We start from the raw sequence: 16,410 nt of genomic DNA, 5'->3' as shown, positions 1-16,410 counted from the left end.
AGTCGGCACGAATAGTCGCCGGTGACTGGCCGATCGATTGAAAGATGACGAAACTCCTACAGGGACGGTCACGTATGCTGCACGCCCGGGCGCGGGGGACGCCGGTCGGGCCTATGACGACCGGCTGTCATCTCTCCCGGAAGGGGCGGACGATGCGACGGTGGCTCCACGTGCTCGCGCTGGCCGGCGCGGCGACTGCGGTGCTCGCGGGTTGCGCTCAGGTGCATCGGGCCGACGGCGACCTGATCGACGACTGGGCGGCGCTGCCGGTGCCGCAGCTGTTCGTCCCGGCGACCGAGGCCTGCCTGCCCCGGCTGAGCACCGTGGTGGCCGCCGCCACCTACGAGACGGTCAACTGCGCGGGCAGCCACCTGGCCGAGACCGTGCACGTCGGCCGGTTCAGCGGACCGGCGGCGCAGGGCGTGCGCCCGGAGCCCGGCTCGCCGGCGCTGCGGACCGCGCGCGCAGAGTGCGACCAGCGGGCCCGGGAGATGATCGGCGGGGACTGGCGGGCCGCCCGGCTGACGCTGAACATCGCGCTGCCCACCGTCACCGCCTGGACGTCCGGCGCCCGCTGGTTCCGCTGCGACCTGGCCGAGACCGACAGCATCGACAACACCCGCCCGGTCAACCGGGTCGGCAGCCTGCGCGGCGCGCTCGTCGGCGACAACCCGCTGGTGCACAGGTGCTTCGACCCGAAGCTGATCGGCCAGAACCTCAACTACATGGCCCCGGTGCTGTGCACCGAACCGCACCGGGCGGAGTTCGTCGGCGTGTACGAGGAACGCGACATGAGCTGGGCGGAGTTCACCAAGGGCGCGCCCGCCACGCACCGGCGCTGCATGACGCTCATCGCCGCGTTCGCCGAGGTGCCGGACAACGCCGAACTGCCGTACCGGGCCGGGTCCATCTTCTACCCGCCGTCGCAGCGGGAGTGGGAGGAGGGCGACCGGGGCGTGCGCTGTTTCCTGTGGAGTGACGACCGCAAGCTGAACCGATCGGTGCGCGGCGCCGGCCCCGAGGGACTCCCGGTCACCTGATCGGCTGCCGTATGCTCCACCGCCGAGGCGTACCGGGTGACCGGACGGCGCCGGATGCGCGGGGGAGGTCGGTCGGGATGCGGCGATGGCGGGTGGCGGTCACCGTGGGCGCGGCGCTGGCGCTGGCGCTCGGCGGCTGTGCCGCGCCGGCCGGAGTGGACCGGGACCTGGTCGACGACTGGCCCGCGTTCGCCGCGCCGGTCGGGTTCGTGCCGAAGTCCGGCGCCTGTCATCCCACTGTCGCCGACGTCGGCTACCTCAGCGGCTACCAGCCGGTCGACTGCGCCACCCCGCACCGCACCGAGACGCTGCACGTCGGCACGATGACCGGCGCGGAGGCGGAGCGTTCCGCGCCGCCGCGTACCGGCTCGGCGGGGATGCGTGCCGCGCACGCCGAGTGCGCCCGCCAGGTCACCCGCGCCGTCGGCGCGGACTGGCGCTCCGGGCGGCTGCGCCTGGCGATGGTCTTCCCGTCGGCGCTCGCGTGGTCCGGCGGGGCCCGCTGGTACCGCTGCGACGTCGCCGAGATCAGCGATCTGGACGAGGGCGCCGTGTCCCAGCGCACCGGCAGCCTGCGGGGGGCGTTGAAGCCCGGCTCGAAGCTCGCGCTCGGCTGCTTCAACCCGAAGCTGAGCAAGGACAAGGTGCAGTCGATGCGGCCGGTGGCCTGCACCAGCAAGCACCACGCCGAGTTCGTCGGCGTCTACCAGGCGCCGGACATCAGCTACGCGGAGTTCGACCGCACGCCGCTGCGCGCGCACAAGGCCTGCCGCGGCCTGATCGCCAAGTACGCCGGGCTGCCGAACGACGGCAACATGCAGTACCGGGCCGGCACCATCATCTACCACCCGTACGAGGAGCAGTGGCGCGACGGCGACCGGGGCGTGCAGTGCTTCCTGTGGGTCTCCGGACGGTCGCTGACCCGCTCGGTCAAGGGCGCGGGCGCCAAGGCGCTGCCGATCAACTGAGAACCGGGCGGGACGGGCCGGCGCCCACCCCGCCCGGTACCGCTCAGCCGACCTGCAGCGTCACGTCGTCCACGACGAAGCTGGTCTGCAGCGAGGAGTCCTCGACCCCGGTCCACTTCAGCGTGACCGTCTGACCCGCGTACGCGGCCAGGTTGAAGGTGCGCTGGGTGTAGCCGGTCGCCTTGTTCAGGTTCGAGTACGTGGCCAGCGTGGTCGAACCGACCTGCACGGTGAGCTTGTCGTAAGCGGTCGAGGTGGTCGTCTCGGCCGAGTCGATGTGCAGCCAGAACGAGAACGTGTAGCTGCTGCACCCGGACGGCAGCGTGACCGACTGGGAGAGCGTGTCGGTACGCGAGGAGCCGTATCCGTTCATCCACGCCTTGTACGACCCGGTGCGGGCCGCCTGGCTCGAGCTGTTGGTGATCACGCCCGAGCTGGCCGTCCACGGCGTGGTGCCGGACTCGAAGCTGCTGTTGCCGATCAGCTGGCCACCGGTGCAGCCGCCGCTGCCGCCGGTCACCGTGATCGTGTAGCTCGCGGTGCGGGTGGCCGAGCCGGTGCCGGTCACGGTGAGCGTGAACGTGCCGGTGGTGGCCGTCGACGAGGCGGTGACGGTCATGGTGGCCGAGCCGCCCGAGGTGACCGAGGACGGGCTGAAGCTCACCGAGACGCCGCTCGGGGTGCCACTGGCGGACAACGCAACGGTCTGCGCGCTGCCGGCGGTGGTGGCGGTGCTGACCGTGGCGGTGGTGGAGCCGCCCCGGGCGACGCTGCCGGAGGTGGGGCTCACCGAGACGGAGAAGTCGTTTGTCGGCGTGCCGCCGCCGACCGCGAGCTGCCAGATCGCGTACGCGACGCCGTCCGCGGCCCGGTTCAGGATGGTCGTGTTGATGTTGCCGGTGTTGTCGCAGGAGCGGTGGTAGCACCCGTCGTACGCCGCGCCCGCGGTGCCACCCCACTTGCTGGCCTGCGCCGAGGTCTTGGTGTAGCTGGCGCCCGCCGCGTAGCCGGAGGTCTGGATGCCGGCGTTGGCGAACGAGTAGTCGTCCGAGCGGCCCTGGCCCTCGGTGTTCTCCTCCGGCGAGATGCCGAACGAGTCCCAGTACGCCTTCAGCGGCGCGGCGGTGGCCGAGGTGATCCGGTTGATGAAGTAGCCGCCGTTGGGCGAGCCCACCATGTCGAAGTTGTAGTAGCCCTTGATGTAGCCGCGCTGGGTGGAGCTGAGCTGGTTGACGTAGTGCTTGGAGCCCTGCAGGCCCTGCTCCTCGCCGTTCCACCAGGCGAACCGGACCCGCTTGGTCATGGTCGGGTTCTGCGCGGCCAGCACCAGCGCGTTCTCCAGCAGCACCGACGAGCCGGAGGCGTTGTCGTTGATGCCGGGGCCGGCGGCGACGCCGTCCAGGTGGGCACCGAACATGACGACCTGGTCGGAGGGGCCCTGCGGCCACTCGGCGATCAGGTTGTTGCCCGGGTAGGTGCAGGTGGAGCAGTTCTGCTCGGTGACCGTGTAGCCGGCGGCCTGGAGCTTGCCCTTGACGTAGTTGACCGACGCCGTGTAGCCGGCCGAGCCGGAGCGCCGGTTGCCGCCGTTGCTGGTGGCGATGGAGTTGAACTGGGTGAGGTGGGCCTGGATGTTGCTCAGGGAGACGTCCGGCGCGGCGAGCGCGGCGGCGGCCGGGGCGGGGGCGGGGGCCGGAGCGGGCGCGGCGGAGGCGGTGCCGGCCAGGCTCGCCGTCGTCAGGGTGGCGACGAGGGCGAGCGCGAGGCTCGTGGTCGGCGTTCTGCGTCTCATGGAGACTCCTCGTGGGGGTTCGGCGGGCGGGGGTGCCGGGACCGGTGATCGGAACAGTTACATGTATCGATCGCACAGTCAACGGGCTGTCACATCCCACCGGCCCCCTCCCCCCACCGGGATGCCGCACACGCTCCATCCCTCCCCATTTCGCCGCATGACGATCAAGGAGTTCGTGTCCGGGCACGGCGGCGCCGGGGACACGAACTCCTCGATCGACTGCGAAGAGGGGTGGGTCAGACCCGGCGGAGGACCGCCAGGAACATGGCGTCGGTGCCGTGGCGATGCGGCCACAGCTGCACCGTGGGGCCGTCGCCCAGACCCGGCATGCCGGCCGGCAGCAGCGGCCGCGCGTCGACGAAGTCGACACCGAAACCGCACCGCCGAGCCGCCTCGGTCACCGTCACGTGCGTCTCCACCACATGCGGCGAGCAGGTCACGTATGCGACCAGGCCACCCGGCCGGGCCGCCCGCAGCCCGGCGGTGAGCAGTTCCCGCTGCAACCGGGTCAGCGGCGGTAGGTCTGACGGCTGGCGGCGCCACCGCGACTCCGGGCGGCGGCGCAGCGCGCCCAGCCCGGTGCACGGCGCGTCCACGAGCACCCGGTCGAAGTGCTCCTCCGGCAGCTTCGGATCGCTGCCCACGCTGCGCCCGTCGGTGTGCAGCACCGTCACCGGCAGCCCTCGGGTCGCCTGCTCCACCAGCCGTGCCCGGTGCTCGGCCACCTCGACCGCCGTGAGCCGCGCGCCACGGATCGCGGCGAGCGCGCCCAGCAGGCCGGACTTGCCACCTGGACCGGCGCACAGGTCCAGCCAGCGGCCGTCCGGGCCGTCCAGCGGCGCCGCGGTCAGCGCGTCCGCCACCAGCTGGGAACCCTCGTCCTGCACGTGCGCGCGGCCGTCGGCCACCGCCGGCAGGTCACCCGGCGCGCCGCCGGGCAGGTAGACCGCGTACGGCGAGAACGCGCCGGGCGCGCCGCCCACCTCGTCGGCCAGCGCCACCGGATCGGCCAGGCCCGGCCGGGCGCACAGGTGCACCGGCGGGCGCTCGTTGTCCTCGATGAGCAGCCGGGTCGTCTCGCCCATGTCCCCGCCGAGCGCCTCGGCGAACGACCGCACGATCCACTGCGGATGGCTGTACGCCAGCGCGAGGTGCCCGATCGGGTCGGTCTCCTGCGCCGGGGCGAGCTTCGCCACCCAGGCGTCGGCGTCCCGGGTGGTGATCTCCCGCAGTACCGCGTTGGCGAACCCGGTGGCGCCCGGCCCCACCGATCGGACCAGGTCCACAGTGGAGGACACCGCGGCGTGCGCGGGCACCCGGGTGTGCAGGATCTGGTACGCCCCGAGCCGCAGCGCGTCGCGCACCGGCGGGTCGATGCGCTGCACGTCCCGCCCGGCCGCGTCGGTGACGATCGCGTCCAGCGTGCCGGTGTGCCGCAGCGTGCCGTAGGTCAGCTCGGTGGCGAACGCGGCGTCCCGGCCGGTCAGCCCGGCCTCGCGCAGCATCGCCGGGAGCACCAGGTTGGCGTACGCGTCGTCGCGGTGCACCGCCGCGATCGCCTCGTACGCGATCTGCCGGGGCAGGTCGACCGCCGGACGGACCGGACGCCCGCCCCGCCGGTCCCCACCGAACCGGTCCCCGCCCCGCCGGTCGCCACCGAACCGGTCCCCGCCGCGCCGGTCGCCGTGCTCACGCGCGTACCCCCGGGGACGCTCGCCCTCGACGGGCCGGTCCGGGCGCTGCGGCCCCGTCACGCGAACACCTCGCCGGCGGTGACCCGGGCGCCACGCGCCCAGTCGCCGGCGGGCATTGCCTTCTTGCCGGCGGCGCGCACCTCGCCGAGGCGCACCGGCGTGGTGGCGGTACCGACGAGCACGCCCGACTTCTCCACGTGCAGCTCCCCCGGCTTCAGCTCCGGGCCGTCGGGCAGCGGCGTGACCGGGCCGAGCTTGACCCGGTCGTCGCGGAACGTCGTCCACGGGCCGGGCGCGGGCGTACAGGCGCGGATGCGCCGGTCCACCGCGAACGCGGGGTCACCCCAGCGGACCCGGGCGTCCTCCACCGTCAGCTTCGGGGCGAGCGAGACGCCGTCGGCCGGCTGCGGCACGGCCCGGGCGGTGCCGGCGCCGATCGCGTCGAGCACGGCGACAAGCAGCCCGGCGCCGGAGTGCGCGAGCCGCTCCAGCAGGTCACCGGAGGTGTCGGCGGGCCGGATCTCGTCGGTGACGGTGCCGTAGACCGGACCGGTGTCCAGCCCCGCCTCCAGCTCGAAGACGCTGGCCCCGGTCAGTTCGTCGCCGTGCAGCACGGCGTGCTGCACCGGCGCGGCGCCGCGCCATGCGGGCAGCAGCGAGAAGTGCAGGTTGATCCAGCCGTGCCGGGGGATCTCCAGCGCGACCGGCGGCACCAGCGCGCCGTAGGCGACCACCGGAACGCAGTCCGGCGCCAGCTCGCGCAGCCGGTCGAGGAACTCCGGCTCGCGCGGACGGGCGGGGGTGAGCACCTCGACGCCGTGCGCGTCGGCCCACGCGCCGACCGGCGAGCGGACCAGTCCCCGGCCCCGCCCGGCCGGGGCGTCGGGGCGGGTGACCACGGCGAGCAGCTCGTGCCCGGAGGCGGCGATCGCGTCCAGGGCCGGTACGGCGACGGCCGGCGTGCCGGCGAAGACCAGGCGCATCCGGGTCACCGCCCCAGACCGAACGGGTTGCCGGCGGCGTGCGGGCTGAGCTTGACCGTCGGCGGCGCGGCCCGGTCGTACCACTCGGCCTGGCGGATCGCCTTCATGGCCTCCTTGCGGCCGGCCGCGTCGAGCCGGTCGACGAAGAGCACGCCGTCGAGGTGGTCGGTCTCGTGCTGCACGCAGCGGGCCATCAGGCCGGTGCCGACGATCTGCAGCGGGTCGCCGTAGCCGTTGAAGCCCTTGGCGATCACGTTCTGCCGGCGCTTGGTGTCGAAGTAGAGCCCGGGGATGGACAGGCAGCCCTCCGGGCCGTCCTGTTCCTCCTCGTCGGGGAACTCCAGCACCGGGTTGACCAGGTGGCCGAGGACGTCGTCGACGTCGAAGGTGAACACCCGCAGGCCCACCCCGAGCTGCGGCGCGGCCAGGCCGGCGCCGCTCTGCTCGCGCATCGTGTCGGTCAGGTCGGCGATCAGCTTGCGCAGCTCGGCGTCGAAGTCGACGACCGGGTCGGCCGGCGTGCGCAGCACCGGATCGCCGAACAGACGGATGGGCTGGACGGTCACTCGGCGTGGCTCCTTGTCTGGGTCGAACGATGCGCGTCCAGTCTACGGAGTCGGCCCGGCCGCCCCGGGTCGCGTACCGGGAACGGTGACCGGGGCCGCCTCCCGCCCCGCTGTCACCGGCAACGTGGCGTGACCACGCAGGGTGAGCCGGACCCGCCGCTCGGGCCGGCCCGCCACCGCCAGCCCGGGCAGCCGGCGCAGCAGCAGCGGGAACGCCACCTGCGCCTCCAGCCGGGCCAGCGCCGCACCGAGGCAGTAGTGTGGCCCGGCGCCGAAGGACAACGGCGCGATCTGCGCCCGCCACGGGTCGAAGCGGGCCGGATCCGGATAGCGGCGGGGATCACGGTTGGCCGCGCCGAGCAGCACGATGACCCAGCTCTCCGGCGGCAGGTCGACGTCGCCGTAGCGGGACGGCGCGGTGCTCATCCGCGAGGTGAGCTGCACCGGCGAGTCGTAGCGCAGCAGCTCGTCGACGTAGGCGGGGGCGAGGTCGGGCCGCTCGCGCAGCGCCGCCGCGGCGCGCGGATGCTCCAGCAGCGCCACCAGGCCGTTGCCGAGCAGGTTGGTGGTGGTCTCGAAGCCCGCCACCAGCAGCACGATGAGGTTGGCCAGCAGTTCGTCGCCGGAGAGCCGGTCGCCGCCGTCGTGGGCCTGGACCAGCGCGGTGGTGAGGTCGTCGGCCGGGGCCCGGCGGCGGGCCGCCACCAGCTCGGTGAAGTAGTCCCGCAGCTCGGTCGCGCCGCGGTCGGCCACCGCCAGCTCGTCGGCGGTGATCTCCGGTTCGAGCACGCCGGTCAGGTCGGTGGCCCAGCGCCGGAACAGCGGCCGGTCCGCCGCCGGCACGCCGAGCAGCGCGCAGATCACGCCGACCGGCAGGGGGTACGCGAACGCGGCCATGAAGTCGACCGGCCCGTCGGCGGCGAGCATCGCGTCGACCAGCTCGTCGGCCTGCGCCCGCACCACGTCGCGCATCGCGGCGATCCGGCGCGGGGTGAACGCGCCGGCGGCCAGCCGCCGCATCCGGCTGTGGTCCGGCGGGTTGGTGCGCAGCATCGACCGGGAGATCGACAGCACCGCCGGGCTCTCCCGCCAGCCCGGCATGAACTGGTCGCGCAGCGCGTCGTCCATCACACCGAAGCGCGGGTCGCGCAGGATCGCGTCGGCCTCGGCGTAGCCGGTGACCACGTAGAAGACCGGCCCGGCCTGGACCACCGGACCGTGCGCGCGCAGCCGCTCGTACGTCGGATAGGGGTCGAGACGACCCTCGGGGGACATCAGCAACGCGAGCGCGTCGGTCGGATCCACGATTCCGCCTCCCCAGGCATCGGAGGCCTTCATCATGCTCCGGCCCGCCGGATCGGGTGAACCCGTGCCGGCGAGGTGGCGGTGTCCCCGGCGGTCAGACGCCGGCGCCCGGCTCGCCGGCGAGCACCGGGCCGCCGCTGAGCAGCGCGTGCTCCGGCAGCGGCAGCGTGATGCCGTGCGCGTCCTCCCAGTCGTGGATCAGCCCCGGGCGGGCCTGCGCGGTGAAGAAGTCGAGCGCGCTGATCCCGCCGACCACCGGCTCGTCCACCTCGGCGACCAGCCGGGCCGCGACCATCGGCAGGCCGGCGCGCACCGCCGCGCTCAGCCGCCGGTGCCCGTCGACGACGAAGAAGTACTCGCCGGTGTAGCCGATGCTCAGCGGCTCCGGCTCCGGCTCCGCGCCGTTGCCGGCCGTCTCGGCAGCGGCGTCGGCGTCCCAGAGGCCGCGCAGCGTCGACACGTCCTCGGTGGGGTACACCCGGTTCGGGTCGAGCAGCAGCAGCGGCCGGCCGGCCCGCAGCACGTCCGCGCCGAGGCGGCCCTCGTAGACGTCGATGACGTGCTGGATGACCTGCTCCGGGTCGGCCCGGGTGGTGTCGCAGACCAGGTCGTAGTTGCGCAGGCGGGCCTTGTCGACGCCGTACCGGACGATGAACCGGCCGCGCTCGCTCTCGCTGCGCTCGCGCAGCTTGGCCCGCGCCTCCTCCAGCGAGGTGTAGCTCTCGGCCGGGCCGGACGGCCGGGCGAGCACGCGCCGGGCCGCCTCGGTCGGCTCGGTGATCATGTGCACCTTGAGCGCGTCGGTGAAGAAGTGCCAGGCCAGGCGGGAGTCCATGACCAGGGACTCACCGGAGGCGGCGATGTCGCGCTGGAGCTGGTCGACGTACCCGTCGACGGCCTGGTCCAGCTCGGCGTGCAGGTTGAGCTGGAGGGCGGTCATCTGCCGCTCCTGGGCCATCTGGCGGTAGAGGTCGCCGACGCTGACCCGGCGCAGCCCGAGCCGCTTGGCGATCTCGACCGAGACGGTGCTCTTGCCACTGCCGAGGTCACCGTTGAAGACGATCGACTGACGAACGGTCACGACTGGTCCACCCCTGCTCACCGGCTGACTGACGACATCGAATCCGTGTCGGCCCGACGTGCTCTGGCACCCGCCGCGCCGCGTCCCGCACGGGAAAACCGCGCGGCTGGGCATGACGGGCGATGCTATCACCGCCCGCTACTCGATTGCCGGACCAGGTGTGCGGCAAACCCCAGGTCACGACCGTGCGCGAGGGTCCGCGTGCGCACTGTCACGCGGGCGCGCCGATCAGAACAGCGTGAGCGGGTCGACCTGGAGCCGCACCGGGTCGGCCGCCTTGCGGGCGCTGCGCTGCCCGGCGGCGGCGTGCAGTGCCTCGGCCATCGCGGCGGCCCGTGACCGGGGCACGCGGACCAGCATCCGCTCCCGGCCCTCGTCGGCCGGCACCGGGCCGAGCACCTCGGCGTCACCCGGCAGCCGGGCGCCGGCGAGCAGGTCGGCCACCGCCTCGGCCGCACCGGTGACGCTCGCCATCCGGACCGCCGGGGGGAAGCCCAGTTCGCGCCGCTCGGCCAGTTCCCGGGCCGCGAACCAGGCGGAGTCCCAGCGCAGCAGCGCCTGCACCGGGGCCAGCGCGCCGTCGGCGACCACCACCACCCGGCCACCTGCCGTACCGGGCCGGGCCAGCGCGGCGGCGGCCATCCACCGCCGCAGCGCCTCCTCTCCGGCCCGCAGGTCGGCCCGGGTCAGCAGTGCCCACGAGTCGAGCAGCAGCACCGCGCCGTAGCCGCCCTCGGCGACCGGCTCGGCGCCCGGGGTGGCGATCACCAGCCCGGCTCCACCCGGCACGCTCGCCAGCACCTCCTCCCGCCCCGAGGTCCGCACCGGCACGCCGGGGAACGCCCGGCCCAGTTCCTCGGCGGTCCGCCGGGCGCCGGTCACCGAGGCGCGCAGCCGCCGCCCGCCGCACTCCGGGCAGGCGTACGCGGCTGCGACCCGCCCGCACCAGCGGCAGGCGGGCGTGCCCTGCGCCGACGGCAGCGCGAGCGGCCCGGCGCAGTGCGGGCAGCGGGCCGGGGCGCGGCAGTCGGCGCAGGCCACCGACGGCACGTAACCGCGGCGCGGCACCTGCACCAGCACCGGCAGGTCCGCGCGCAGCGCGTCCCGGGCGGTGGTCCAGGCCAGGCTCGGCAGCCGCGCCGAGGCCGCGCCGGGGTCGCGGGCCAGTTGCGGGTCGTCGCCGGTGGGGGCCAGGGCCGGGGTACGCGCGCGCACCACCGCCCGGTCGGCCACCACCTCGCGCGCCCAGCCGGTCTCCACCAGCAACTGCGCCTCGGCGGTACGGGCGTACCCGCCGACCAGCGCGGCGATGTCGCCGAGCTGCGCCCGGGTGAGCAGCACGTCGCGGGCGTGCGGGTAGGGCGCGCGCGGTTCGGCGTGCAGGTCGTCGCCGTCGTCCCAGATCGCCACCAGGCCGAGCCGCCGCACCGGGGCGAACATCGCCGCCCGGGTGCCGATCACCACGTCCACCTCGCCCGTGCGGGCGGCGAGAAAGGCCCGGTAGCGGCGGGCCGGACCGTCGGCGGCGGTGAGCCGGACGTGCCGCCCCGCGCCGAGCACGGCGGTCAGGGCGGCGTCGAGGCGGTCCAGGTCGCGGGCGTCGGCCACCACGACCACCGCGCCCCGGCCGCCGGCCACCGTGGCGGCGACCGCGTCGGCGTACCTGTCGGCCCAGTCCTCCCCCGGCAGCGCCGACCAGACCGCGCGGGCGGGCTTGCCGTCGGTGAGCGCGCGCAGCAGCGCCGGACCGGCCGGGTAGTCCCGCCAGCCGCGCGGGTCCACCTCCGCCCGGGCACCCGGCCGGGCGTCGGCGGCCTCGGCCGGTACGCCGTCGGGCGCGGTGCCGTCGGCGGGGCTGCCGGTGGGTTCGGTGCCGTCGGCGGGGCCGACGTCGGGCGCGGCCGCGGCGGTGACGGCCTTCTCGGCGCGGGCGTGCCGGGGCGGCACCGCCAGCCGCAGCACGTCGGCGAGGCTGCCGGCGTACCTGTCGGCGACCGCGCGGGCCAGCCGCGCCACCTCCGGGGAGAGCACCGGCACCGGGGAGACGACCTTCTCCAGGTACGCGAGCTTCGGGTGCGCGGACGACTCGGCGCGCTCCAGCAGCCAGCCGTCGACGAGCTGCCCGGCGAAGCGCACCTTCACCCGCACCCCGGGCCGGGCGTCGGCGTCGAGCGCCTCCGGCACCAGGTAGTCGAACGGGCGGTCCAGGTGCGGCAGCGGCACGTCCACGCAGACGCGCGCGACCGGCGACCCCGGTGCGGGTCGCCGGTCGCGGCGCGTGGTGGTGGTCAGGCTCCCGCGGCCGACTTGAGGTCGGCGGCCCGGTCGGTGCCCTCCCAGGTCAGCTCCGGCAGCTCCCGGCCGAAGTGGCCGTACGCGGCGGTCTGCTGGTAGATCGGGCGCAGCAGGTGCAGGTCCCGGATGATGGCGGCCGGACGCAGGTCGAACACCTCGGCCACGGCCTTCTCGATCGAGGCGACCGGCACGGTCTCGGTGCCGAACGTCTCGATGAAGAGGCTCACCGGGTGCGCCTTGCCGATCGCGTACGCGACCTGCGCCTCGCACCGCTCGGCCAGCCCGGCCGCCACGACGTTCTTGGCGACCCAGCGCATCGCGTACGCGGCCGACCGGTCGACCTTCGACGGGTCCTTGCCGGAGAACGCGCCGCCGCCGTGCCGGGCGTACCCGCCGTACGTGTCCACGATGATCTTCCGGCCGGTCAGGCCGGCGTCACCCATCGGGCCGCCGATCTCGAACCGCCCGGTCGGGTTGACCAGCAGCCGGTAGCCCTCGGTGCCCAGGCCGAGCCCCTCCAGCTCCGGGGCGATGACATGGTCGCGGATGTCCGGGGTGAGCAGCGACTCCAGCGAGATGTCCGCGGCGTGCTGGCTGGACACGACGACGGTGTCGAGCCGGACCGGGCGCAGCCCGTCGTACTCGATGGTCACCTGCGTCTTGCCGTCCGGCCGCAGGTACGGGATCGTGCCGTCCTTGCGGACCGCGGCGAGCCGGCGGGCCAGCCGGTGCGCCAGCGCGATCGGCAGCGGCATCAGCTCGGGGGTCTCGGAGCAGGCGAAGCCGAACATCATGCCCTGGTCGCCGGCGCCCTGCGCGTCCAGCGCGCTCTCCGACCCGCCGGTACGCAGCTCGAAGGCGTTGTCGACGCCCTGGGCGATGTCCGGCGACTGCGCGCCGATGGACACGCTGACGCCGCAGGACGCGCCGTCGAAGCCCTTCTTCGACGAGTCGTAGCCGATGCCGAGGATGGTCTCGCGGACGATGGTCGGGATGTCGGCGTACGCCTTGGTGGTCACCTCGCCGGCCACGTGCACCTGACCGGTGGTGATCAACGTCTCCACCGCGACCCGGCTGTGCGGGTCCTGGGCGAGCAGGGCGTCGAGAATGCCGTCACTGATCTGGTCGGCGATCTTGTCCGGGTGGCCCTCCGTGACCGATTCGGACGTGAAGAGACGTGTCACGGCACTCCTAAGCATGTGAAGACTTTTAAAGGTCGCTCGGCGGCAGTTTAGTCACCGTCGTTCCGCCGTGACCCGATGAACGCGGGTCGACCAACCGTCAGGAACGTGACGGCAGCCGCGGACAGACGAGGTCCCAGACGGCGTCGGCCAGGGCCTCCTTGGGCTGCTCGGGCAGCCGGTGCACGGCACCGTCGGCACCGATCACGGTGGCCGCGTTGGTGTCGGCGCCGAAGACCTTGTCCACGCCGACCTCGTTGACCACGATCATGTCGGCCCCCTTGCGGGCCAGCTTGGCCCGGCCGTTGGCCTCCGCGTCGTCGGTCTCGGCCGCGAAGATCACGAGCACCTGCCCGGGACGGCGGACGCGCCCCAGCTCGGCGGCGATGTCCGGGTTGGTGACCAGCTCGATGGTCGGCGCGACGCCGTCGTCGGACTTCTTGATCTTCCCGCTGGCGTAGCTGGCGGGCCGGAAGTCGGCGGGCGCGGCGGCCATCACCACGGCGTCCGCGTCGGCTGCCGCCGCGAGCGTGGCGGTGCGCAGTTCCTCGGTCGTGCCCACCCGGACCAGGTCCACCCCGGCCGGGTCGGGCAGCGCCACGTTCGCCGCGACGAGCGTGACCCGGGCGCCCCGGGCGACGGCGGCGCGGGCGAACGCGTACCCCTGCTTGCCGGACGACCGGTTGCCCAGGAACCGGACCGGGTCCAGCGGCTCGCGGGTGCCCCCGGCGGTGACCACCACGTGCCGGCCGGCCAGGTCGGCCTCGGCCTCGGCGCCGCGGGCCAGGGCCCGGCGGGCCACCGCGAAGATCTCCGCCGGGTCGGGCAGCCGGCCCTTGCCGGTGTCCCGCCCGGTGAGCCGGCCCACTGCGGGCTCGATCACGCGGACGCCGCGCGAGCGCAGCGTGGCCACGTTCGCCACGGTCGCCGGGTGCTCCCACATCTCGGTGTGCATGGCCGGGGCCAGCAGCACCGGGCAGCGCGCGGTCAGCAGCGTGTTTGTGAGCAGGTCGTCGGCGAGGCCGTGGGCGGCCTTGGCGAGCAGGTCGGCGGTGGCCGGTGCGACCACGACCAGGTCGGCGTGCTGCCCGAGCCGCACGTGCGGCACCTCGTGCACGTCGGACCAGACGTCGTCGGCGACCGGCCGGCCGGACAGGGCCGCCCAGGTCGGCGCCCCGACGAAGCGGAGCGCCGAGGCGGTCGGCACCACCCGGACCCGGTGACCCGACTCGGTGAAGAGCCGGAGCAGCTCACACGCCTTGTAGGCGGCGATGCCGCCGCCGACCCCGAGGACGATCTCGGCGGGCATCGGCGCGGGCGCGGTTACGGCTGGTCGGTCGGCTCGGCGGTGAGCAGGCCCGCGTTGATCTCGCGCATGGCGATGGAGAGCGGCTTCTCCTGCGGGGTGGTCTCCACCAGCGGGCCGACGTACTCCAGGAGACCCTCACCGAGCTGGCTGTAGTAGGCGTTCACCTGCCGGGCGCGCTTGGCGGCGAAGATGACCAGCGCGTACTTCGAGGTGGTCTTCTCGAGCAGCTCGTCGATCGGCGGGTTGGTGATGCCCTCGGGGTTGGTGGCGATGGATCCCACGAATTAAACCTCTGCGTCTCGTGCGCCGCCCGCGGGCGGTCGGGCCGGAGCCAGGAAGGACGAACCGAGCAATCCTACCAGCTCCGCCGCGGCGCGCTCGGTGTGGTCGTGTGCCACGGCGTGGGCGAAGACGGCCGCGACGTCCGGGTCCGCCCGGTACGCCGGCGGCGCGAGCAGCACCAGCCGGGTGCCGGGCGCCGCCGCCCGTACCGCCAGGGCGCCGCCCAGGTCCAGCGGCAGCAGCACCGGCCGGCCCTCGGCGAGCCGCGTCCGCACCCCGGCCCGGGGCACCCCCCGGCGGTACGGCCCGATCCGGCACCACTCCAGCAGCTCCCCGGCGGCGATCAGCCGGTCGAAGCCGGGCGCGTCGAGGAAGACGCGGTCGACGCCGTCGCGCTCGTCCGGACGGGGTGGGCGGGTGGTGGCGACCACCGGCACCCAGACAGACGCAAGGCGCGCCCGGACCGCCTCGACGACACTGCTCCGGCCGGCCCCGGAGGGACCGGACAGGACAGTGAGCCGAGCCGCCGAGCGCGCCTCGTCATCCGTGCTCACCGCTTGTTTCTACACGGCGGGCCGTTCAGTTGGCGGCGAACTCTCCGAGCAGAGCCTTGCGCTGCTGCTCGCCGAGGCCGCGCAGGCGACGGCTGTCGGCGATCTTGAGCTTCTCCATGATCTGGGTGGCCCGGATCTTGCCGATGCCCGGCATCGCCTGGAGCACGGCCGAAACCTTCAGCTTGCCCACGACGTCGTCGGACTCGGCCCGCTCGAGGACGGTGGCGAGGGTGGTCTTGCCCTGCTTGAGCTGCTCCTTCAGCTCAGCGCGGGCCTTGCGGATCTCCGCGGCCTTCTCCAGCGCGGCAGCGCGCTGCTCGGGGGTCAGTGACGGGAGCGGCACCAGTTCTCCTCAGGTCCCTAGTACGGCGGGCTGAGCGCCCCACCGCATCTGTGAAACGTGGTGTCGCTGGCAACCAAAGGGGTCCGTGGTTCCCAGCGCGGGGAAAACTAGCGGTCAACGGAGATTTCGGCAACGTGGACGCGCGATGATCAACCCAAAGTGACCGAGCCGTCAGTCAGTCCGCCGCGCCCAGGGCGGCCCGGCAGTCGGCCAGCACCCGCTCGGTGGCGGCCCGCAGGTCGGCCGGGTCGGGGCCCGCGCCGAGCACCTCCCGGGAGTACGAGGGAAGCACCGACGGCAGCGCGGCGCCGAACACGGTACGCAACCCGGCGGGCGTTCCACCCTGTGCGCCCAGCCCTGGCGCGAGCAGCGGACCGTTCACCGAGTCCAGATCGTGACCCGTCTCACCGATCGTCGCCCCGACCACCAGACCAAAACTGCCGAGTGGTTCCGCACCCCTGTTGAGCTGGGAAATCTCGTCGATCACGGTTTGCGCGACGGTGCGCCCGTCGGCGCCCACGGCGCGCTGCACGGAGGCACCCTCCGGGTTGGAGGTGAGCGCCAGGACGAAGACCCCGCCGCCGTGCTCGGCGGCGGTGGAGAACATCGGGGCGAGCGAACCTACTCCCAGGTAGGGGCTCGCGGTGACCGCGTCGACATACAGAGGGCTGGATGGGTCGAGGTACGCCGACGCGTACGCGGCGACTGTCGAGCCGATGTCGCCGCGCTTCACGTCAAGCAGAGTGAGCGCTCCCAAATCTCGCAACTGTCGGATAGTTGACTCAAGCACACCGACACCGCGGGCGCCGAAGCGCTCGAAGAACGCCGACTGCGGCTTGACCACGGCGACCCGGTCACCGATCGCCTCCACCACCGTGCGGCAGAACCGCTCCAGGCCCGCCACGTCGTCGGTCAGGCCCCAGGCGGCCAGCAACCCGGGGTGCGGGTCGATGCCCACGCAGAGCGGCCCTCGTTCCGCCACGGCCCGGTGCAGACGGGCGCCGAACGTCTCCATCA

14 protein-coding genes and 1 pseudogene are annotated in these 16,410 nt (G+C 74.0%); 2 read left to right on the top strand and 13 right to left on the bottom strand.

All coding sequences use genetic code 11. The annotated features are described in order from the left end of the window. Positions 1 to 152: 152 nt before the first annotated feature. Positions 153 to 1,040 (top strand): septum formation family protein, encoded by an 888-nt coding sequence (locus tag O7546_RS09600; protein ID WP_194802856.1) that lies wholly within the window; start codon positions 153 to 155, stop codon positions 1,038 to 1,040. Between the two features lie 77 nt (positions 1,041 to 1,117). Next, positions 1,118 to 2,008 carry a septum formation family protein gene (locus O7546_RS09595; protein ID WP_281600746.1) on the top strand — a complete coding sequence of 297 codons (891 nt, stop codon included), beginning with the start codon at positions 1,118 to 1,120 and terminating at the stop codon, positions 2,006 to 2,008. A 43-nt stretch (positions 2,009 to 2,051) separates the two neighbouring features. Here O7546_RS09595 and O7546_RS09590 read toward each other — a convergent pair whose 3' ends face one another. The 13 genes and pseudogenes from O7546_RS09590 to pyrF form a co-directional block, all read right to left on the bottom strand. Continuing rightward, positions 2,052 to 3,800 (bottom strand): M28 family peptidase, encoded by a 1,749-nt coding sequence (locus O7546_RS09590; RefSeq protein ID WP_269696565.1) that lies wholly within the window; start codon positions 3,798 to 3,800, stop codon positions 2,052 to 2,054. A gap of 236 nt (positions 3,801 to 4,036) precedes the next feature. Beyond that, positions 4,037 to 5,392: pseudogene (locus O7546_RS09585) on the bottom strand (transcription antitermination factor NusB); the annotation flags it as partial. A 158-nt stretch (positions 5,393 to 5,550) separates the two neighbouring features. Continuing rightward, on the bottom strand, positions 5,551 to 6,477 hold the full coding sequence (gene fmt, locus O7546_RS09580; RefSeq protein ID WP_194802937.1) for a methionyl-tRNA formyltransferase: 927 nt from the start codon (positions 6,475 to 6,477) through the stop codon (positions 5,551 to 5,553). A gap of 5 nt (positions 6,478 to 6,482) precedes the next feature. Further along, positions 6,483 to 7,043: a peptide deformylase gene (gene def, locus O7546_RS09575; protein ID WP_194802860.1), complete on the bottom strand. Its 561-nt coding sequence runs from the start codon at positions 7,041 to 7,043 to the stop codon at positions 6,483 to 6,485. Between the two features lie 42 nt (positions 7,044 to 7,085). Then, complete coding sequence (locus tag O7546_RS09570; protein WP_194802861.1) at positions 7,086 to 8,348, bottom strand: cytochrome P450; 1,263 nt, start codon at positions 8,346 to 8,348, stop codon at positions 7,086 to 7,088. Between the two features lie 94 nt (positions 8,349 to 8,442). Further along, on the bottom strand, positions 8,443 to 9,429 hold the full coding sequence (locus O7546_RS09565; RefSeq protein WP_281600745.1) for an AAA family ATPase: 987 nt from the start codon (positions 9,427 to 9,429) through the stop codon (positions 8,443 to 8,445). Between the two features lie 228 nt (positions 9,430 to 9,657). After that, positions 9,658 to 11,658, bottom strand: coding sequence for a primosomal protein N' (locus O7546_RS09560; protein ID WP_269696564.1), 2,001 nt, complete (start codon positions 11,656 to 11,658; stop codon positions 9,658 to 9,660). A 59-nt stretch (positions 11,659 to 11,717) separates the two neighbouring features. Continuing rightward, positions 11,718 to 12,923, bottom strand: a complete 1,206-nt coding sequence (metK, locus tag O7546_RS09555) for a methionine adenosyltransferase (protein WP_281600744.1) — start codon at positions 12,921 to 12,923, stop codon at positions 11,718 to 11,720. Between the two features lie 82 nt (positions 12,924 to 13,005). Next, positions 13,006 to 14,214, bottom strand: coding sequence for a bifunctional phosphopantothenoylcysteine decarboxylase/phosphopantothenate--cysteine ligase CoaBC (gene coaBC / locus O7546_RS09550; protein WP_194802865.1), 1,209 nt, complete (start codon positions 14,212 to 14,214; stop codon positions 13,006 to 13,008). 14 nt (positions 14,215 to 14,228) lie between these two features. Next, positions 14,229 to 14,495: a DNA-directed RNA polymerase subunit omega gene (gene rpoZ / locus O7546_RS09545; protein ID WP_013285517.1), complete on the bottom strand. Its 267-nt coding sequence runs from the start codon at positions 14,493 to 14,495 to the stop codon at positions 14,229 to 14,231. Between the two features lie 3 nt (positions 14,496 to 14,498). After that, positions 14,499 to 15,050: a guanylate kinase gene (locus tag O7546_RS09540; protein WP_194802866.1), complete on the bottom strand. Its 552-nt coding sequence runs from the start codon at positions 15,048 to 15,050 to the stop codon at positions 14,499 to 14,501. Between the two features lie 25 nt (positions 15,051 to 15,075). Next, positions 15,076 to 15,393 carry an integration host factor, actinobacterial type gene (mihF, locus tag O7546_RS09535; protein ID WP_013285515.1) on the bottom strand — a complete coding sequence of 106 codons (318 nt, stop codon included), beginning with the start codon at positions 15,391 to 15,393 and terminating at the stop codon, positions 15,076 to 15,078. 175 nt (positions 15,394 to 15,568) lie between these two features. Then, positions 15,569 to 16,408 carry an orotidine-5'-phosphate decarboxylase gene (gene pyrF, locus O7546_RS09530; protein WP_194802867.1) on the bottom strand — a complete coding sequence of 280 codons (840 nt, stop codon included), beginning with the start codon at positions 16,406 to 16,408 and terminating at the stop codon, positions 15,569 to 15,571. Between the last annotated feature and the right edge of the window lie 2 nt (positions 16,409 to 16,410).

It is taken from the genome of Micromonospora sp. WMMA1976, from assembly GCF_027497335.1.
Taxonomy (GTDB): Bacteria; Actinomycetota; Actinomycetes; order Mycobacteriales; family Micromonosporaceae; genus Micromonospora; species Micromonospora aurantiaca.
Note: the sequence above shows the minus strand (reverse complement) of the source record. Positions and strands in the feature narration are given on the sequence as shown.

What these genes read in the sequence shown, in the direction of transcription:
- O7546_RS09600 (WP_194802856.1), top strand. Translation starts at nt 153, where the DNA reads ATGCGACGGTGGCTCCACGTGCTCGCGCTGGCCGGCGCGGCGACTGCG.
- O7546_RS09595 (WP_281600746.1), top strand. Translation starts at nt 1,118, where the DNA reads ATGCGGCGATGGCGGGTGGCGGTCACCGTGGGCGCGGCGCTGGCGCTG.
- O7546_RS09590 (WP_269696565.1), bottom strand. Translation starts at nt 3,800, where the DNA reads ATGAGACGCAGAACGCCGACCACGAGCCTCGCGCTCGCCCTCGTCGCC.
- fmt (WP_194802937.1), bottom strand. Translation starts at nt 6,477, where the DNA reads ATGCGCCTGGTCTTCGCCGGCACGCCGGCCGTCGCCGTACCGGCCCTG.
- metK (WP_281600744.1), bottom strand. Translation starts at nt 12,923, where the DNA reads ATGCTTAGGAGTGCCGTGACACGTCTCTTCACGTCCGAATCGGTCACG.
- coaBC (WP_194802865.1), bottom strand. Translation starts at nt 14,214, where the DNA reads ATGCCCGCCGAGATCGTCCTCGGGGTCGGCGGCGGCATCGCCGCCTAC.
- pyrF (WP_194802867.1), bottom strand. Translation starts at nt 16,408, where the DNA reads ATGGAGACGTTCGGCGCCCGTCTGCACCGGGCCGTGGCGGAACGAGGG.